The 16394-nt window shown below is 63.3% G+C and carries 19 protein-coding genes; 9 read left to right on the forward strand and 10 right to left on the reverse strand.

Translation table 11 applies throughout. From position 1 onward, the window contains the following. A partial coding sequence (locus AC1D1L_RS03115; protein WP_477339720.1) for a helix-turn-helix domain-containing protein occupies positions 1 to 169 on the reverse strand: 169 nt, incomplete at its 3' end. Between the two features lie 163 nt (positions 170 to 332). Then, on the reverse strand, positions 333 to 1517 hold the full coding sequence (locus AC1D1L_RS03120; RefSeq protein ID WP_477338760.1) for a pyridoxal phosphate-dependent aminotransferase: 1185 nt from the start codon (positions 1515 to 1517) through the stop codon (positions 333 to 335). A gap of 82 nt (positions 1518 to 1599) precedes the next feature. On the opposite strand from AC1D1L_RS03120, the gene AC1D1L_RS03125 reads away from it, so the two are divergent. Genes AC1D1L_RS03125 through denD form a run of 4 tightly spaced genes read left to right on the forward strand, consistent with a single transcriptional unit; the run spans position 1600 to position 4559 of the window. After that, positions 1600 to 2286: a GNAT family N-acetyltransferase gene (locus AC1D1L_RS03125; protein ID WP_477338762.1), complete on the forward strand. Its 687-nt coding sequence runs from the start codon at positions 1600 to 1602 to the stop codon at positions 2284 to 2286. Between the two features lie 14 nt (positions 2287 to 2300). Further along, positions 2301 to 3296: a cation diffusion facilitator family transporter gene (locus AC1D1L_RS03130; protein WP_477338764.1), complete on the forward strand. Its 996-nt coding sequence runs from the start codon at positions 2301 to 2303 to the stop codon at positions 3294 to 3296. Positions 3297 to 3354: 58 nt separating this feature from the next. Beyond that, positions 3355 to 3561, forward strand: a complete 207-nt coding sequence (locus tag AC1D1L_RS03135; RefSeq protein ID WP_477339722.1) for a hypothetical protein — start codon at positions 3355 to 3357, stop codon at positions 3559 to 3561. Between the two features lie 14 nt (positions 3562 to 3575). Further along, positions 3576 to 4559 (forward strand): D-erythronate dehydrogenase, encoded by a 984-nt coding sequence (gene denD / locus AC1D1L_RS03140; RefSeq protein ID WP_477338766.1) that lies wholly within the window; start codon positions 3576 to 3578, stop codon positions 4557 to 4559. Positions 4560 to 4569: 10 nt separating this feature from the next. On the opposite strand, the gene AC1D1L_RS03145 is transcribed toward denD, so the two are convergent. The 4 genes from AC1D1L_RS03145 to AC1D1L_RS03160 all read right to left on the reverse strand — a co-directional run bounded on the left by AC1D1L_RS03145 (position 4570) and on the right by AC1D1L_RS03160 (position 8620). Then, positions 4570 to 5751: a nickel/cobalt transporter gene (locus tag AC1D1L_RS03145; RefSeq protein WP_477339724.1), complete on the reverse strand. Its 1182-nt coding sequence runs from the start codon at positions 5749 to 5751 to the stop codon at positions 4570 to 4572. An 8-nt stretch (positions 5752 to 5759) separates the two neighbouring features. Continuing rightward, entirely contained in the window at positions 5760 to 6428 is a 669-nt protein-coding gene (locus AC1D1L_RS03150; protein WP_477338768.1) for a DUF1007 family protein, read from the reverse strand. A gap of 89 nt (positions 6429 to 6517) precedes the next feature. Then, entirely contained in the window at positions 6518 to 7417 is a 900-nt protein-coding gene (locus tag AC1D1L_RS03155; RefSeq protein WP_112559302.1) for a LysR family transcriptional regulator, read from the reverse strand. Between the two features lie 3 nt (positions 7418 to 7420). Continuing rightward, positions 7421 to 8620 (reverse strand): amidase, encoded by a 1200-nt coding sequence (locus AC1D1L_RS03160; RefSeq protein WP_477338770.1) that lies wholly within the window; start codon positions 8618 to 8620, stop codon positions 7421 to 7423. A 539-nt stretch (positions 8621 to 9159) separates the two neighbouring features. Between AC1D1L_RS03160 and odc2 the strand changes: the two genes are divergently transcribed. Further along, positions 9160 to 10293 carry an ornithine/lysine decarboxylase gene (odc2, locus tag AC1D1L_RS03165; protein ID WP_477338772.1) on the forward strand — a complete coding sequence of 378 codons (1134 nt, stop codon included), beginning with the start codon at positions 9160 to 9162 and terminating at the stop codon, positions 10291 to 10293. A 252-nt stretch (positions 10294 to 10545) separates the two neighbouring features. Further along, positions 10546 to 11109 carry a GNAT family N-acetyltransferase gene (locus tag AC1D1L_RS03170; protein WP_477339726.1) on the forward strand — a complete coding sequence of 188 codons (564 nt, stop codon included), beginning with the start codon at positions 10546 to 10548 and terminating at the stop codon, positions 11107 to 11109. 87 nt (positions 11110 to 11196) lie between these two features. Here the strand turns inward: AC1D1L_RS03170 and AC1D1L_RS03175 are convergent, their stop codons facing one another. The 4 genes from AC1D1L_RS03175 to AC1D1L_RS03190 form a co-directional block, all read right to left on the reverse strand. Beyond that, positions 11197 to 11481, reverse strand: a complete 285-nt coding sequence (locus AC1D1L_RS03175) for an SCP2 sterol-binding domain-containing protein (protein WP_454574533.1) — start codon at positions 11479 to 11481, stop codon at positions 11197 to 11199. A 195-nt stretch (positions 11482 to 11676) separates the two neighbouring features. After that, positions 11677 to 12225, reverse strand: coding sequence for a hypothetical protein (locus tag AC1D1L_RS03180; RefSeq protein ID WP_192254485.1), 549 nt, complete (start codon positions 12223 to 12225; stop codon positions 11677 to 11679). Positions 12226 to 12253: 28 nt separating this feature from the next. After that, entirely contained in the window at positions 12254 to 12670 is a 417-nt protein-coding gene (locus AC1D1L_RS03185; protein WP_192254483.1) for a hypothetical protein, read from the reverse strand. A 13-nt stretch (positions 12671 to 12683) separates the two neighbouring features. Continuing rightward, positions 12684 to 13256, reverse strand: a complete 573-nt coding sequence (locus tag AC1D1L_RS03190; protein WP_477338774.1) for a rod-binding protein — start codon at positions 13254 to 13256, stop codon at positions 12684 to 12686. A gap of 245 nt (positions 13257 to 13501) precedes the next feature. On the opposite strand from AC1D1L_RS03190, the gene AC1D1L_RS03195 reads away from it, so the two are divergent. The 3 genes from AC1D1L_RS03195 (at position 13502) to AC1D1L_RS03205 (ending at position 16314) form a co-directional block, all read left to right on the forward strand. After that, complete coding sequence (locus AC1D1L_RS03195) at positions 13502 to 14080, forward strand: TetR/AcrR family transcriptional regulator (RefSeq protein ID WP_477338776.1); 579 nt, start codon at positions 13502 to 13504, stop codon at positions 14078 to 14080. Between the two features lie 46 nt (positions 14081 to 14126). Next, positions 14127 to 15404 carry a beta-ketoacyl-ACP synthase II gene (fabF, locus tag AC1D1L_RS03200; protein ID WP_477338778.1) on the forward strand — a complete coding sequence of 426 codons (1278 nt, stop codon included), beginning with the start codon at positions 14127 to 14129 and terminating at the stop codon, positions 15402 to 15404. Positions 15405 to 15498: 94 nt separating this feature from the next. After that, entirely contained in the window at positions 15499 to 16314 is an 816-nt protein-coding gene (locus AC1D1L_RS03205; protein WP_477338780.1) for an oxidoreductase, read from the forward strand. Positions 16315 to 16394: the final 80 nt, after the last annotated feature.

Below are 16394 nucleotides of genomic sequence, written 5' to 3' on the forward strand. Positions count from 1 at the left end.
CGTGCAAACCTTCCGGGCCTAGCTCCCGATAGCGTCCAAGCCATTTGTAGCCGGTCTTGCGTGAGATCTCGTGGGCCGCACAAAGCGCCACCATCGTCTCATCTCCAGAAAGACACTCCACAACAAACCGAAGCCGCTCGTCCATGATGCCAGTCTCTCGCCAAACCATCGCCGGTTCCTCCGGCGGACAAGAAAACTGTCACCCATGCTATCGGTCCATTCTGTTACCTATCTATCCGGTTCGGACATAGCTTCTTTCTCCCCGTCACTATACGGGGAGAAATGCCCGGCAGGGCAATGAGGGGCGGCGCAAGCTTTTCGCAATCAGCCCCTTACTTCTTCAGGAACGCCTCGATCCGCTCCAGCGCGCGCAGAATGTTCTCTTCGGAATTGGCGTAGGAGAGCCTGATATAGCCTTCGCCGAGAATGCCGAAATCGGGGCCGCCGATCAGCGCCACGCCGGCATCCTCGAGCAGCGCAGAGGCGAGTTTCTTCGCCTTCCAGCCGGTCTTCGAAACATTGGGGAAGGCATAGAAGGCGCCCTTTGGCGTGATGCAGGAAACGCCCGGCAGCGCGTTCAGCCCCTCGACCACGATCTTCCTGCGGTTGTCGAAAGCGCGCATCATCTTGTCGACATCGTCCTGCGGGCCGTCTATTGCCGCGATGCCGGCGAACTGGCTGGGGGCGTTGACGCAGGACCAGCAATTGACCGCCAGCTTGCGCACCTTGTCGTAGAGATGGGCGCCCTTGTCGCCGTTCGGCCAGATCGACCAGCCCATGCGCCAGCCTGTCATCGCCCAGGTCTTCGACCAGCCATTGAGCACGATCAACCGGTCGCGGATTTCGGGGAAATTGAGCAGCGAGAAATGCGTCTCGCCGCCATAGGTCATGACGTCATAAATCTCGTCGGAGAGGATGGCGACCTGCGGGTGCTTCTCCAATCCCTTGACCAGCTTCTCGATCTCGGCGCGCGGGGTGACGCCGCCGGTCGGGTTGGCTGGCGAGTTGAGGATCAGGAGCCTGGTCTTCGACGTGATCAGCGCCAGCGTCTCCTCAGCCGAGAAGGCAAAGCCGTTCTCCTCGCGGATCGGCACCGGGATGGGGCCAGCACCTGTGAACTCGATCATCGAGCGGTAGATCGGAAATCCGGGATCGGGATAGAGGATTTCGGCGCCGGGTTCGCCGAACATCAGGATGGCCGCGAACATGGTCGGCTTGCCGCCGGGCAGGATCATCACATTCTCGGCCGAAACCTCGACGCCGGTCGTGGTCAGCGTGCGCCGCACCACCGCCTCGCGCGTCGCCAGCAGGCCGTTGGCCGGGGTATAGCCATGGTGGCCGTCGCGCAGCGCCTTGATCGCCGCCTCGACGATGTGCTGCGGGGTTTTGAAGTCGGGCTGGCCGATGCCGAGATTGACGATGTCGCGGCCTTGTTGAGCCAGCGCCGTCGCTCTCGCGAGCACGGCAAAGGCGTTTTCCTCGCCGAGACGGTCGAAGGCCGAAATCGTGTGGAGCATTTTTCCCGTCCGTGTGGTTCTTACTGTTGGGTCGCGTTTTTGTGAGCGTCTGCTCACAAAAGTCAAACGGATTGGAGTTTACGTGTCTGAAAATCTCAAAGACTGGCAAGCGCGTCCGCGGCCTGAGCGCAAGGCCATCGATGGCCGCTATGTCAGGCTGGAACCGTTGAGCGCCGAAAAGCATGGCGACGGCCTCTACGAGGCGTCATCCGTGCCCGACATCGACGGCCGCTTTGCCTGGCTGCCCGACTATCCGCCGCAGACTCGCGCCGATTTCCAGCCATGGCTGGACAAGGTCGAGGCGAGCGAGGATCCGCTGTTCTTCACCGTCATCGACAAGGCCAGCGGCAAGGTCGCCGGGCGGCAGACGCTGATGCGCATCGATCCCGCCTATGGCGTCATCGAGATCGGCAACATCTATTGGGGTCCGCTGGTCTCGCGCAAGCCTGCGGCGACCGAGGCACAGTACCTGTTCATGAAGTACATTTTCGACGGGCTCGGCTATCGCCGCTACGAGTGGAAATGCAACAACCGCAACGAACCCTCGAAACGCGCGGCGGAGCGGTTCGGCTTCAAGTTCGAGGGCATTTTCCGCCAGCATCTTGTGGTCAAGGGTGAAAACCGCGATACCGCGTGGTACTCGATCATCGACAAGGAATGGCCGGCGCTTCGCAAAGCCTATGAGGCCTGGCTCGATCCGGCCAATTTCGATGGCGAAGGCCGGCAGAAGCGGCGGCTCGAGGATTTCCGCGCCGAGTTCGGCGCGTAGCAGGAGTTTAGGCGATGGCGCACAGCCATGATCACGGTTCGCACGCTGGCCACAGCCACGGCGCCGGTCACCTGCATGGCTCGACCGACAAGAAGCGCGTGCTGATCGCAGCCTGCCTGACCGCTGGCTTCATGGTTGCCGAAGTGCTGGGCGGCCTGCTGACGGGATCGCTGGCGCTGCTGGCCGATGCCGGTCATATGCTGGCCGACTCCATCGCGCTCGGCCTTGCCTGGTATGCCTTCCATCTCGCAGGACGACCAGCGACCGTGCGTCTCACCTACGGCTTCGGCCGGGTCAAGACGCTGGTTGCCTACACCAACGGCATCGCCATCTTCGCTATCGCGCTGTGGATCGTCTACGAAGCCTGGGGCCGGTTGATGACGCCGGCGCCGGTGCTGGGTGGGCCGATGCTGGTGGTGGCGATCGCCGGCCTTCTGGTCAACATCGCGTCATTCTTCGTGCTGCATGGCGGCGACCGCGACAGCCTCAACATGCGCGGCGCCATCCTGCATGTGCTGGGTGACCTGCTCGGCTCGGCGGCAGCGATCGTGGCGGCGCTGGTCATCCTGGCGACCGGCTGGACGCCCATCGATCCGATCCTGTCGGTGCTGGTCTCGGTGCTGATCCTGTCGACGGCCTGGTCGCTGATGCGCGAAGCCGCCCACGTCCTGCTTGAAGGTGTGCCGGCAAGCCTCGACCGCGATCTCATCGCCAAGGATATTGCCGGCACCATCAAGGGCGTGCGCGAAGTGCATCACATGCATGTCTGGTCGCTGGACGGCTCCAGCAACATGGCGACGCTGCATGCTTGCTTGAACGATGGCGTCGACCCGCATCAGGCGGTCAGCGCCATCAAGAAGCGGCTCGCCGCCGAACACGGCATCAGCCACGCCACCGTCGAGCCGGAGTTCGGCCAGTGCGCCGACAGCCATGACGAGCACGATGACGAGCACGACCACGATCATGACCACGACCATGGTGCGCGGCCGCATCACGGCCATTATCACTGACAGGGAATTTCATGGCATTGGCATTGAGGTTGACGAGCTTCCGCGACGGTGGGACGGCATGATGGATCGCGACAACAGAAACGCGCTGATTGCCGCAGCCTGGATCATGCTGCTGTTCGGCATCGCGGCGTTCTACCTGCCGACGGTGATGCTGGCGCTCGGCAGTGTCTCGACGGTTCTTGCCGGCATCGTCGGCATCGGCTTCGTGCTGGCATTCTTTCTGGTGTTCTGGTTGCGGGGCCGCAGCCAGAACAAGGGCAAATAAGAGGCTTTTTCGACATGCGCATCCTGATTACTGGCGCGGCCGGCATGGTCGGCCGCAAACTCATCGCCCGGCTGGCCAAGGACGGCACGCTCAACGGCCGCAAGATCACGGCACTCGACCTGCACGACATCGTGCCGCCGCAGGCGCCGGCGATGGAGGGTGTGAGCATCGCCACGCATACCGGCGACCTTGCCGACGCCGGTGCCGCCGTGAGCCTGGTCGCTTCACGCCCCGACGTGATGTTCCATCTCGCCGGCATCGTGTCGGGCGAGGCGGAAGCCAATTTCGATCTCGGCTATCGCGTCAACCTCGATGGCACCAGGGCGCTGTTCGACGCCGTGCGGCTGGCAGGCTTTGCACCACGCCTCGTCTTCACCTCGTCGATCGCGGTGTTCGGCGCGCCGTTCCCGGATGTCATCCCGGATGACTTCCACCCGACGCCGCTGACCTCCTATGGCACCCAGAAGCAGATGAGCGAGGCGCTGCTGGCCGACTATTCCAGGCGCGGCTTCTTCGACGGCATCGGCATTCGCCTGCCGACCATTTGCGTGCGGCCCGGCAAGCCGAACAAGGCTGCGTCCGGCTTCTTCTCCGGCATCATCCGCGAGCCGCTTGCCGGGCAGGAGGCGATCCTGCCGGTGCCGCGTTCGGTGCTGCACACCCATGCCAGCCCGCGCTCGGCGGTCAGTTTCCTGATCCATGCGGCGGGGATCGACGGTGCCGCCGTCGGCCCGCGCCGCAACCTCACTATGCCCGGCGTTGCCGTCACCGTCGGCGAGCAGATCGAGGCGCTGGAGCGCATTGCCGGACCGAAGGTCGCGGGCCTGATCCGCGAGCAGCCTGACGAAACGATCTGGGCGATCGTCAAGGGCTGGCCGACGCGCTTCGAGGCGCGGCGCTCACGGGATCTCGGTTTCAGCGCCGAGAAGAGTTTTGATGAAATCATCCAAGCGCATATCGAGGATGAGCTCGATGGCAAGATTGGGGGTCAGGCCTGACCCGCAATCATCAGACGCTGCCAGTCAGGCTCGCCGACAGGAGCAATAGTCCGAACAGGAAGACGAAGGCGGCGCCGCCGATCTCGACGAAGGTGTGGATGCGGTTGCCCATGCGGCCATCGCCGGCGAAATAGACCGCCCAGTTCTTGGCGGTAACGGCAATCGTCGCCAGCGCCGAGACGGTGATCGCCGTGCCGAGCGACATCGCCAGCACCGATAGCAGGCCGCCGAGCCACAGGCCGTTGAGCAGCGCGAAGCTCAGCACAATCAGCGCGCCGGAGCAGGGACGGATGCCGACAGCGGCCACCGCCGACCACGCCGTACGCCAGTCGAAGCGGTCGCCCGACAACAGCGCCGGATCGGACGCATGCGAATGGCCGCACGTATCGCAGACCTCGCCGGCGGCGTGATCGTGATGAGCATGGTCGTGATGGGAATGGTCATGTCCGGCATGATCATGATCGTGGGCGCCGTGATCGTGAGGGTGATCGTGCGCGGCATGATCGTGATGGGCGTGAAGCGCATGCGCGTGAGCGGAATGGGCGGCATGCGAGTGACCGGCGTGAGAATGGCCGGCATGGCCGCCATGGGAATGACCGGCATGGGCGGCCGACAGGCTGTAGGCGGGCGCCTTGCCGAACCAGCGCAGGACCGTTGGGCCGAGCTTGCGCCACAGCAGCCAGGCGCCGAACAGGGTGACGAAGACATAGCTCATGATCTCCATGAACCAGGCCGCGTCGGTCATCGAAATGGTGGTGCCGCGCAGGACGAAATAGGCAAGCAGCATCACCACCACCGCGGTCAGGCCTTGCAGCAGCGCCGAGACGAAGGACAACAGGATGCCGCGCCTGAGCGCCACTTCATTGGCGACCATGTAGGACGAGATCACCGCCTTGCCGTGGCCGGGGCCGGCGGCGTGGAAAATGCCGTAGGCGAAGGACAGGCCGATCAGCAGCCACATCTTGCTGCCGTCCTCGCGCATCGCTTTCATCGCCGTGGCCAGCGCGCGATAAAATTCCTGCTGGCGCAGATTGATCCACATCAGGATGTGGGCGAACGGGCCGGTGGTCGGCGCCATGCCGTCATTGACGCCGATGCCGAGCGAACTCTGGGCGTGGGCCTGCCCGAGAAAGTGCGTCATCACCAGGGCAGCGGCCACGAGGCCGAACGCCAAACGCAGGGACGGTTTCATCACCGGATCTATCCTTCTGGCGGGCAGTTCAGTTCCAGCTTGGTGGCGAAGATCTTGCTCATGTCGGTGCCTGTCGGGTCGTTGAAGAAAGCTTCCGTCAGGGTCTTCTGGTTTTCCTTGATCGCCTCGTCCGGATCGGGCCGGATGACCTTGCTGGTGCAGTTCGACGGCAGGCCTTCGACGGTGATGTTGGAATCCTCGGTGAAATCGATGGCCGTGTAGAAGGTCGGATCGTAGACACCGAAATCAATCTTGCCGGCGAGCTTGATCGGCTCCTTCGGCTCGGATTCGAACAGGATGATCAGCTGGTCATTGTCGAAATTGGCCATCAGATGCGGCGGCGGCGTCATCGGCACGTCCTTGCCGTCGACGGTGACGAGCTGGAAATAATTGAACTCGGCCAGCGAGGCATGGACGGTGTCGGCGACATCCTTCAGCTCCTTGTCGTCAAGCTTCAGGTCGGAGTTCTTGTCGAACTCCATCATCACCGTGCTCGAAAACAAATCGTCGAAGCGCCAGAGATGGCGCAGCGCTTTCACACTTTGGTGATCCGGCGAGAGGATCACGTCGAGGCGGGCCTCGGCAAAGACGTGAGGATGCGCGCCAGCCGCTCCAACGGCGGCAAAAGGCGCCGCCAAGGCCGAAGCCAGCATGATTGCGTGGCATTTCCAGTGCATTCTCGGTCGCTGTTCCATCGGCCTCGGAGAGATTTCGAGAGGTTACCAGAAAGCGGGCGAAATTGGGACCGCGACACAGCTAAGGCAGGTCAGGCGCCTTCGCGGTTCTTGAACCACTGCACCAGAAAATCGACGAAAACACGGACCTTGGCCGGCAGATAGCGGCGGTGGGGGTAGACAGCAAAAATGCCGCTGCCCGACTGGATGCGATCGTCGAGCAAAGAAACCAGCCGGCCGGACGCGAGGTCAGGGGCGGCGATGAAATCGGGCAGGATGGTGAAGCCCAGGCCTGACACGGCGGCAGCACGCGCGGCCATCGGACTGTTGACCTCGATCGGCCCCGACACGTTGACGCTGACGGACTCCTCGCCCTCGCCCTTGAAGCGCCAGTTGGCGAGCGAACGGCCATTGGTGTCGACGATGCAGGGCATGTTGGCAAGATCCTGCGGGCGCGTCGGCTTGCCGTGCTTGGCGATCAGCTCCGGCGATGCGCACAGCCTGACCGAAAATGGTCCAAGGCGCCGGGCGATCAGCGAGGAGTTTTCGAGCCGCGAGATGCGCACCGCAAGATCGAAACCTTCTTCGACCAGATCGACAAAACGGTCGTCGAGATGGATGTCGAGCACGATGTCGGGATGCTGCTTGGCGAAATCGATCAGCGACTGGCCGATCGGCGCATCGGCAAAGGTGCGCGCCGCCGATAGCTTGATCCTGCCGCGCACATCGCCGGAGGATTCGCGCACCGCGTCGGCTAGGCTATCGACCTCGCGCACGATTTCCGAAGCGCGGCTGTAGTAGGTATGGCCGGCCTCGGTCATCGAGAACTGCCGCGTGGTGCGGTTGAGCAGCAGCGCGCCGAGTTCGTCCTCGAGTTCGCGCACATATTTCGACAGCAGCGCCTTGGAGCGGCCGATCTTGCGCGCAGCCGCGGAAAAACCTTCGGCCTCGACGACGTCGATGAAGGCGCGCATGCGGGTCAGTGTGTCCATGGATCAGGCCTTTCGTGCCGTATCGAGAAGCCGCCGGCCGAGCCGTATCAGGGCAATGTCGCTGCCGGGAGGGCCGAGAAGCGAGAGGCCGAAAGGGGCGCCGTCGACCGAGCCCAGCGGCAGGGTGATTTGCGGGAAGCCTGAAAGACCCGAGAGACACAAAAGATGCAAGGCCCTTTCGCGGTAAGCCTGGAGCTGCTGCGGCTCGCTTTTGACCAAAGGCGCGGGGCCTGGAACCGTCGGCAGGACCAGAAATCCGTCCTGGCCGAGCAGGGCGGCAAGCTCGGAGCGGAAGGTCAGGCGGCGCACCGCTTCGGCCTGCGCCGTCTTGGCGTCGATCGTCCGGCCAAAGCCAAAGCGTTCCTCGACGCCCGGCCCGAGATGGCGCTCGCCCGACACGATCCAGGCGCCGTGCTGCTGCCAGGCTTCGGCGGCCTGCAGCCGGCGAAAGCACCAGTAGAGCTCGTCGGGGAAGGAAGCGAAGACGTATTCCACCGGCTTTGGTTCACCGACCACAGTGGCCGCCAGCGCTCTCATCCTGGCATATTCGGCTGCCTCGGCCGGGCCTGCCACGAAGGCGTCCAGCCAGCGGATCGAAAGCGGCCGGTTGAGCGGGTGCTGGTGCGGGTCGCGGCCGAGCAGCAATTTGCCGATCGTCTCATAGGTTTCGATGTCGTCGGCGAACCAGCCGAACGTGTCGAAGCTCGGCGCCAGCTTCATCGTGCCTTCGAGCGAAATGCGGCCATGCGTGGTGCGCAGCCCTATCAGCCCGCAAAAGCTCGCCGGCGCGCGGATCGAGCCGCCGGTGTCGGAGCCGGTGGCGATGTCGGCAAGCTTGCCCGCCACTGCCGCCGCCGACCCAGACGACGATCCGCCGGTGACGCGATCGGGTGCTGCCGGGTTCACCGGGAACGGAAAATGCGCGTTCTGGCCCATCAGCGAGAATGCGAGCTCGTCGGTCTGCGTCTTGCCGATGAAGCGCGCGCCGGCATCGAGAATCATCTGTACGGCCGGTGCGGTGCTGGAGGCTGCGTGCGCCTCGTTGAACTTCGCCAGATTGCCGCAACCGGTACGGTAGCCGGCGACGTCGTAAATGTCCTTCACGGCCAGCCTGAGCCCGGCCAGCGGCCCCGGTTCCGCATTGGCGACCGGCATTCGACGCAGATTGAGGAAAGCGTTGAGCGGGCCGTGCGTGCCTGTCATCGTTCGATATCCGGATACGGTTGGCGCAGCATTGTTCGATGCCAGAAATTTTACAACCTGGGATACGATTTTTATTGATTGTGAAATCTTTCGATCTTATATCGCGCTTGCCCAAAGTCGCACGTGCCTGTGGGTGTCCGCCGATCCTCGAATGGTGAGGGAAATCGGTAAGGTAACTGGAGCCAACCCCTCCAGTCGGTCTAGCGGCCAACCGCCAGCCCGAGGACACCTTGAAGCAACGACGGTGCGGGCCTTTCTGGTTCTCTTCCGGTTGTCCAAAGACCGGGGTTACTAAAGAGGCACACCTTCATTGCCGGCAGTGCGGACGGGTCTCCCATCCAAGCCAAGGCAGACAAAGCGAACCGAGGCCGGGCAAGGCCAAGGTTCATCGCCGCGAGACGGCGTTTCATGGTTCCGGGGTCTCCACCGGCTGGTTCCATGAATTCGACGTCCCGCCTTTGTTTGACCGCGTGTTCGCGAGGCCGACAGCCCGCGTCCGCACCCTTGTGCGCGCCGAAAGGCGCGATGGAGAGACCCCGATGGCCACCCAGCGCATCCTTGACTTCCTCGCCACCCGACGTCCGTCCGGCCCCTGCCTCGTCGTTGACCTCGATGTCGTGCGCGACAATTTCCGCGCCTTCGAAAAGGCGCTGCCCGATTCCAGGATCTACTATGCGGTGAAAGCAAACCCGGCGCCGGAAATCCTGCGCCTCCTTGCTGCGATGGGCTCGTCCTTCGACACCGCTTCCGTTGCCGAAGTCGAGATGGCGATGGACGCCGGTGCGCCGGCGGACCGCATCTCCTTCGGCAACACCATCAAGAAGGAGCGTGACATTGCACGCGCCTACCAGCTCGGCATCCGGCTGTTCGCGGTCGATTGCGTCGAGGAGGTCGACAAGATCGCTCGCGTCGCTCCCGGCGCCCGCGTGTTCTGCCGCGTCCTGACCGATGGCGAAGGCGCCGAATGGCCGCTGTCGCGCAAGTTCGGCTGCGTGCCGGCGATGGCCGTCGACGTGCTGCGCCATGCCAAGACGCTCGGCCTCGACGCCTATGGCGTGTCGTTCCATGTCGGCTCGCAGCAGACCGACCTGACGGCCTGGGACCGCGCGCTGGGCGACGCCAAGAAGGTGTTCGCCACGCTCGCCGACGAAGGCATCGTGTTGAAGATGGTCAATATGGGCGGCGGTTTCCCGACGCGCTATCTGCGTGACGTGCCGGCCGCCCAGGCCTATGGCCAGGCGATCTTCTCGGCCCTGCGCAAGCATTTCGGCAACGCCATCCCGGAGACGATCATCGAGCCGGGCCGCGGCATGGTCGGCAATGCCGGCGTCATCAAGTCGGAAGTCGTGCTGATCTCCAAGAAGGCCGACAACGACAATGTGCGCTGGGTGTTCCTCGACATCGGCAAGTTCGGCGGTCTGGCCGAGACGATGGACGAGGCGATCCGCTATCCGCTCGTGACCCGTCATGACGGCACGGAGACAGCACCTTGCGTGCTCGCCGGCCCGACCTGCGATTCGGCCGACGTGATGTACGAAAAGACGCCGTATCCGCTGCCCTTGTCGCTGACCATCGGCGACGAGGTGCTGATCGAAGGCACCGGCGCCTACACGACCACCTACTCGGCGGTCGCCTTCAACGGCTTCGAGCCTCTCCGATCCTACGTGATCTGACGGTTCGAAAGGACCGATCAGATCATCCCAGGTGGGCGTTTGTCGCCCACTTGGGTTCGCCTGTGGAACAAGCTCCGCTCGTGAAGGATCGCGGAAATGGACATTGCAAATTACATTGACGGTGCCGTGGGGATCTCCCCCCTTGAGATGGCCGGCAGGCCAGAGGGGGTCGCCTCGGCTGCCTCGACTTCTTTTGCGATAAGGGGCGTTGGCGCTTCACGCGCGGCGACCCCCTCTGTCGCCTTCGGCGACATCCCCCCCTCAAGGGGGGAGAATAGCCGCGCCATTGTCATCGTCGCTGAAACTGCGGCCGACATTGCATCGCGCGAGGCACTGCTTGACGATGCCATGGGCCCGATGCGGCGCAAGAAATCGTCGGAGAAGCTGCGGCGCGGCCGCCGGCCTTCCGAAGGCCTCGCGTTTGTCGTGCGCGATGCGGCGGGCGCGGTTGTCGGCACCGTGCGGCTGTGGGATGTGAGGGTGGGCGAGGGCGGTCCGGCAGCGCTGCTGCTCGGCCCGCTTGCCGTTGACCCCGCGCTGAAGAATGCCGGCATCGGCTCGGCGCTGATGCGCCATGCGCTGGCCGAGGCCGCGCGTCTCGGCCATGCTGCGATCCTGCTGGTCGGCGATGCGCCTTACTATGGTCGCTTCGGCTTCTCAGCTGACAAGACGGGCGCGCTGGCGATGCCAGGTCCGTACGAGCGGCATCGCCTGCTGGCGCTGGAACTGGTCGAGGGCGCGCTCGACGGCGCGCATGGCACGGTGAAGGCGGCCGGGCGCAAGCTCAAGGTGCTGCCGCTGACCTTCGCGGCGTAAAGCCTTCGGCTTTCTAGGGCGCAAAAGCCTGGGGTCGACAAAAGCAAAACGCCGCCTGATGGGCGGCGTTTTGCTTTTGCGACGGGATTAGCCGAGCAGTTGGCTGAGCGCCATGGCGACTGTCATGTCGCCTTCGACCTTTATCTTGCCGGACATGAACGCCATGGTCGGGTTGAGGTCTCCGGCGATCAGCGAATCCAGATCGTCGAGCGAGAGCTTGACGGTGCAGTCGGTCGGTGCGTCGGTGGTCGAGACGGTTGCGCCGTCGATGACGATGACGCCGTCGCTGCCGGTATCGAATTTCACCGAATGTTCGAACCCGGCACTCGCCACGCGCGACTTCATCTTCTCGGCAATCTCCTGAACGCTCATGACTGTTCTCCTCGTCTCGTTGCGTTTTGCCGCGCGTCAGTGACCGGCCTGTGCCGAAGTCGCTGTCTCGCGCGTGCCGCGATCCTGGTCGCTCGGCGCATATAGCTTCGAGTTGACGTAAACGTCAACGCGGTGCGTCATCTCGTTTCAGTCGGAAGGGACAAAGGCGAAGGGAACATCCCTCCTGCGGCGGGGTCAGTGCTCCGCGGCCGGTTTGGCCGGCTCGCCCTGGGCCGATTCCGCCGCGGCCGGTTCGGTCGGCGTGGCCGGGTCCTTGCGGCGTCGCATGGCGTTGTCGCGGATCTCGTCCTTGGTCAGGAAGTTGACCTGGTCGATCAGCACTTCGTGCACCAGGTCGGCGCCGACGCGGGCATTGACGGTGTCGCGTATGGCCTTGCGGAAGGCGTCGAGATCGATGGTTTCCTTCTTGGTGAAGTCGATCTGCGGGTTGGAGTAGAGATAGGAATAGACCTGATCGGTCATCAGCGCTTCGGCCGGGATCGACATCTTCTTTATCTCGGCCGGCTCGACCGTGTAGACGAGCTTGGTGAGGAAATAGCCGTCGATCTTGGAATTGCGGATCAGCGGCACCGAGATGATGTCGGTCTTGACGTAGTCGAGACCGCCCAGCATCGGCTTCGGCGTTTCGCCGACGCCGCGCTCGCCGGCCGCCTGGAACGAATAGAACACGGCGCCCAGCGTGGCGGCGCAGATCCAGATCGCGGCGGCGATGAATTTGATCACCGGCTGGTCCCGCCTGTTGCCGAGATCATCAGCTCGCCCATCCGAATTCGCCGGCCGAGTAGGTGCCGTCGGCTTCGGCGCGCTGGATGGCGTTCTTCAGGAGCGTCGCGACCTCGTTGACCGCGTTGAGGTGGGCGAGGATCGCGGCCTCGTTCTTCGCCAGCTTCTGGCGCAGCCGCGCCAGGCTGTCGCGGTGCTCTTCCAGGAACTCGAGCTCGTTGGCGCCCTTCATGGCGCGGGTCAGCTCATAGAGGTAGCGGCTCTTGCGGGCGTTCGAGGCCTTGAGGTCATAGCTTGTGTCGTTCTTCAGACCCGCCGTCTCTTCCTCGACCGCCTCCTCGATGCGGCCGATGATGGCGGCAAGGTTGCCCGGCCGTGCAAAGGGGATCGGCGCCTCGGAAGTACGCGCCGGCAGGTTGGAAGAGAATTTTGAAAAATCGGCCATTGAAAATCCTGGTCTAGATCTTGATGTCGGTTTTGATGGTCGTCTCGTCGCCGGTCATCGACCGTGCGGCCTTGCGCTGCAATTCCTCGACCAGCGAGGTGGAGAGCCGGGTCTGCTGGTCGATCTCGGTCTTGTGCGGCCCGGTTGACACCGGCCCTAAAGGCACGGTGCGCTTGCCGTCCTTGTAATGGTCGGCCAGCAGCGATTTGGCGATGCCGATGCCGCCGCGCTCGGCCATGACGTCGGCGACGTGCTCGGCCAGCTGCGATTTCCACATATCGCCCGCCAGCCCCTTGCCGTAAACGCCCTCGGTATCCTTGGGCAGCATGTTCTGGATGAAGGTCTGCAGGACCATCGCCTCGAACTTCTTGAACTTGTTGGCGGGATCGGCGCCTGCAGCGGCCTTGTCGGCCGTGGCGCGCGACAGGATCGAACCGGCGTCGACCGAAGCCGCCATGTCGACAGAGAAAGTACCGCCAACGCCGTTGGCCCGCTTGGTGAGCGCGGCACGGGCAGCCTCGATGTCCGTCGGGTCGACGGCGCGGGCAACATCGAGAACGATGTCACTGGGTGGAGAAATCGCCAAGAAAGTCCGCCTCTTTGCCGGGTTTCCTGGAAGGACCATGCCGCAACAAGCTTGTGGCAGGCTTGCGCGGGAGAGGGCGGAATGCAGGCGTGTTGGCAGCCTAAACTGGTCGTCGTTCCAGTTCCTCCGTCGAAACCTCATAGATCTCATCCGCAGTCGGCTTAATTGCTCGAGCCGCAATAGATTGCGTTCACACTCTATATAAGGTATAGATTAGGAGCGTAATCTAAAAACCGGAGATGACGATGCGCGTGAGTCGGACCCAAGCTGCGGAAAACCGCCAAGCCGTGATCAATGTGGCAAGCCGTCTTTTTCGGGAGCGAGGCTTTGACGGCATCGGCCTCAAGGATCTGATGAAGGGTGCCGGACTGACCCAAGGCGCCTTTTACAAGCAATTCGCGTCAAAGGACGACTTGGCTGCGCAGGCATCCAGGCGGGCGATGGAGAGCGCCACCCACCGGTGGTCGGCCGCAACAGCAGCAAACCCCGAGAATCCGCTCGACGCAGTGATCTCATTCTATCTCAGCATGGATCATCGCGAAGAAAAGATGGATGGCTGCCCGGTCGTTGCACTCGGCTCGGATGCTGCCAGACAGGGTGCCGACGTGAAGGCGTCATTCGAAGCCGGGATCAAGAAGTACCTTGAGATGCTTGGCAGTTGGGTTGGCGAGGCCGACGGCGACGAGGCCGGCGGCAAGGCCATGGCCATTCTCTCGACAATGGTAGGCGCGGTGCTGCTCTCGCGGGTCGTCAACGACCCGGGCCTCGCGCAGGCTTTTCTGGATGCGGCGACCGATCAGGTTCGCGAAGCAGTCACCGCTTGAACGGCGTGGACAGCGCTGTCGGCGCACCCAAGTGATAGGAGAATAGATGCGACGGATTGTGGTTACAGGCATGGGGGCGGTCACGCCCCTTGCTGCCGATGTTGAAGCGTCTTGGTCGCGTCTCCTGGCCGGCCGCTCGGGCATCCGGAGGCTTCCGGACGATGTGGTGGGCGACCTGCCCGCGAAGATCGGCGGGGTGGTGCCCTCCATAGAAGAAGATCCGGACGCTGGTTTCGATCCGGATGCCGTCCTGCCGCCGAAGGATCAGCGCAAGGTAGATCGGTTCATTCTCTTTGCGCTGGCGGCGGCGCAAGAGGCGCTTGTGCAGGCAAAATGGAAGCCGGGCTCGGAAACGGACCGCCTGCGCACGGCCACGATCATCGCTTCAGGGATCGGCGGATTTCCCGCCATCACCGAGGCGGTGCGCACCGTCGACCTGCGTGGCGTCCGCCGCCTGTCGCCCTTTACGGTGCCGTCCTTCCTGGTGAATCTTGCTGCAGGCCACATCTCGATCCGCCATGGCTTCAAAGGCCCACTCGGCGCGCCGGTGACGGCGTGCGCGGCCGGCATCCAGGCGATCGGCGATGCGGCTCGTCTTATTCGCGCCAATGAAGCCGATATTGCCGTGTGCGGCGGGACGGAAGCATGCATGAATATCGTCAGCCTCGGTGGGTTTGCTGCGGCACGCTCTCTTTCGACCTCCTTTAATCACCGTCCTGATGAGGCCTCCCGACCATTCGACAAGTCGCGCGACGGCTTCGTCATGGGCGAAGGAGCCGGCATGCTGGTCATCGAGGAATTGAGGCATGCGCTGGCGCGCGGCGCAAAACCGCTCGCCGAGCTCGTCGGCTACGGGACGACCGCGGATGCTCACCACGTCACTTCTGGTCCTGAGGACGGCGACGGTGCGCGCCGAGCCATGGAGATCGCAATTGCGCAAGCAGGGATTTCGCCGCGCGAGGTTCGTCATCTCAATGCGCATGCGACCTCCACGCCAGTAGGCGACCTGGGTGAGATCGAGGCAATCAAGAGCGTGTTCGGGCGCGATTACGCGATAGCAGTCAGCGCAACGAAATCGGCGACCGGACACCTGCTGGGCGCGGCTGGCGGGCTTGGTGCCATCTTCGCGATCCGGGCGCTCAGGGATCAGGTCGCCCCGCCGACCCTCAATCTGGGCGCGGCCGATCCGGCCGGCGACGGAATCGACTTCGTCGCAAACGAACCCCGGCCAGTGGAGATGGAGTACGCGATCTCCAATGGATTCGGCTTTGGCGGCGTGAATGCCAGCGCCTTGTTCAGACGCTGGAACCACCCGGTAGCCTGACGCGAGCGCCAGAGGCAGTCATGACTGACGCCCTTTGCTCCGACCTTTCATGCTTCTCCAACTCCGATCCAACGCAAAGAAGGAAATGATTTCCATGAACAAGACCAATCCCGGCGTCGCCCTCGTCACAGGGGCGTCCTCCGGCATCGGGCGCGCAACCGCCAACACCCTACGGAACGCGGGCTATCGCGTATTCGGAACCAGCCGTCGCACGGTCTCCAAACAATCCGACGGCGTTACCATGCTGACCTGCGACGTGACCGACGACGCGTCCGTTGCGAAAATGGTCGATGACGTTCTGGCCAAGGCCGGACGCATCGACCTGCTTGTCAACAATGCCGGCATGGGTCTGTTTGGCGGCGCGGAGGAGTCCTCGACCGCACAGGCTCAGGCGCTGTTCGACGTCAACGTCTTCGGCGTTTTCCGCGTGACCAACGCGGTGTTGCCGGCAATGCGACGCCAAGGGAAGGGCAGAATCGTTAATTTGAGTTCGGTACAGGGGTTTATCCCCGCCCCCTATTTCGCGCTTTATTCGTCGACCAAACATGCCGTTGAAGGCTATTCCGAATCGCTCGATCACGAATTGCGCCCGTTCGGTATTCGCGTTTCGTTGGTGGAGCCCGCCTATACCCGCACGTCATTCGAGGACAATCTCGCCGCCCCCGATCAGTTGCTTGATATTTATGATTCCGCCCGCGCTGGCATGACTGTAGCCGTGCGGAAAGCGATGGAAAAAGGCGATGCGCCCGAAGTGGTAGCCCAGACCGTTTTGGCCGCTGCGATCGATCCCACTCCGAAGAAACGCTACGCGGCGGGAAAAATGGCGCGCCAGGTCAGTCTCCTGCGCCGTTTCGTCCCCGCGTCCGCATTCGACAAAAGCCTGCGAAAGCAGCTCGGGCTGCCGGTCTGACGAAAGGACATCAAGATCGCGGGGCCCAAAGGATATCGAGCGGCCAGTCGGCGTGGTAAAGGCTGGTTTCGGGTCAAAGC

The organism is Mesorhizobium sp. P2_D6 (genome assembly GCF_056404315.1).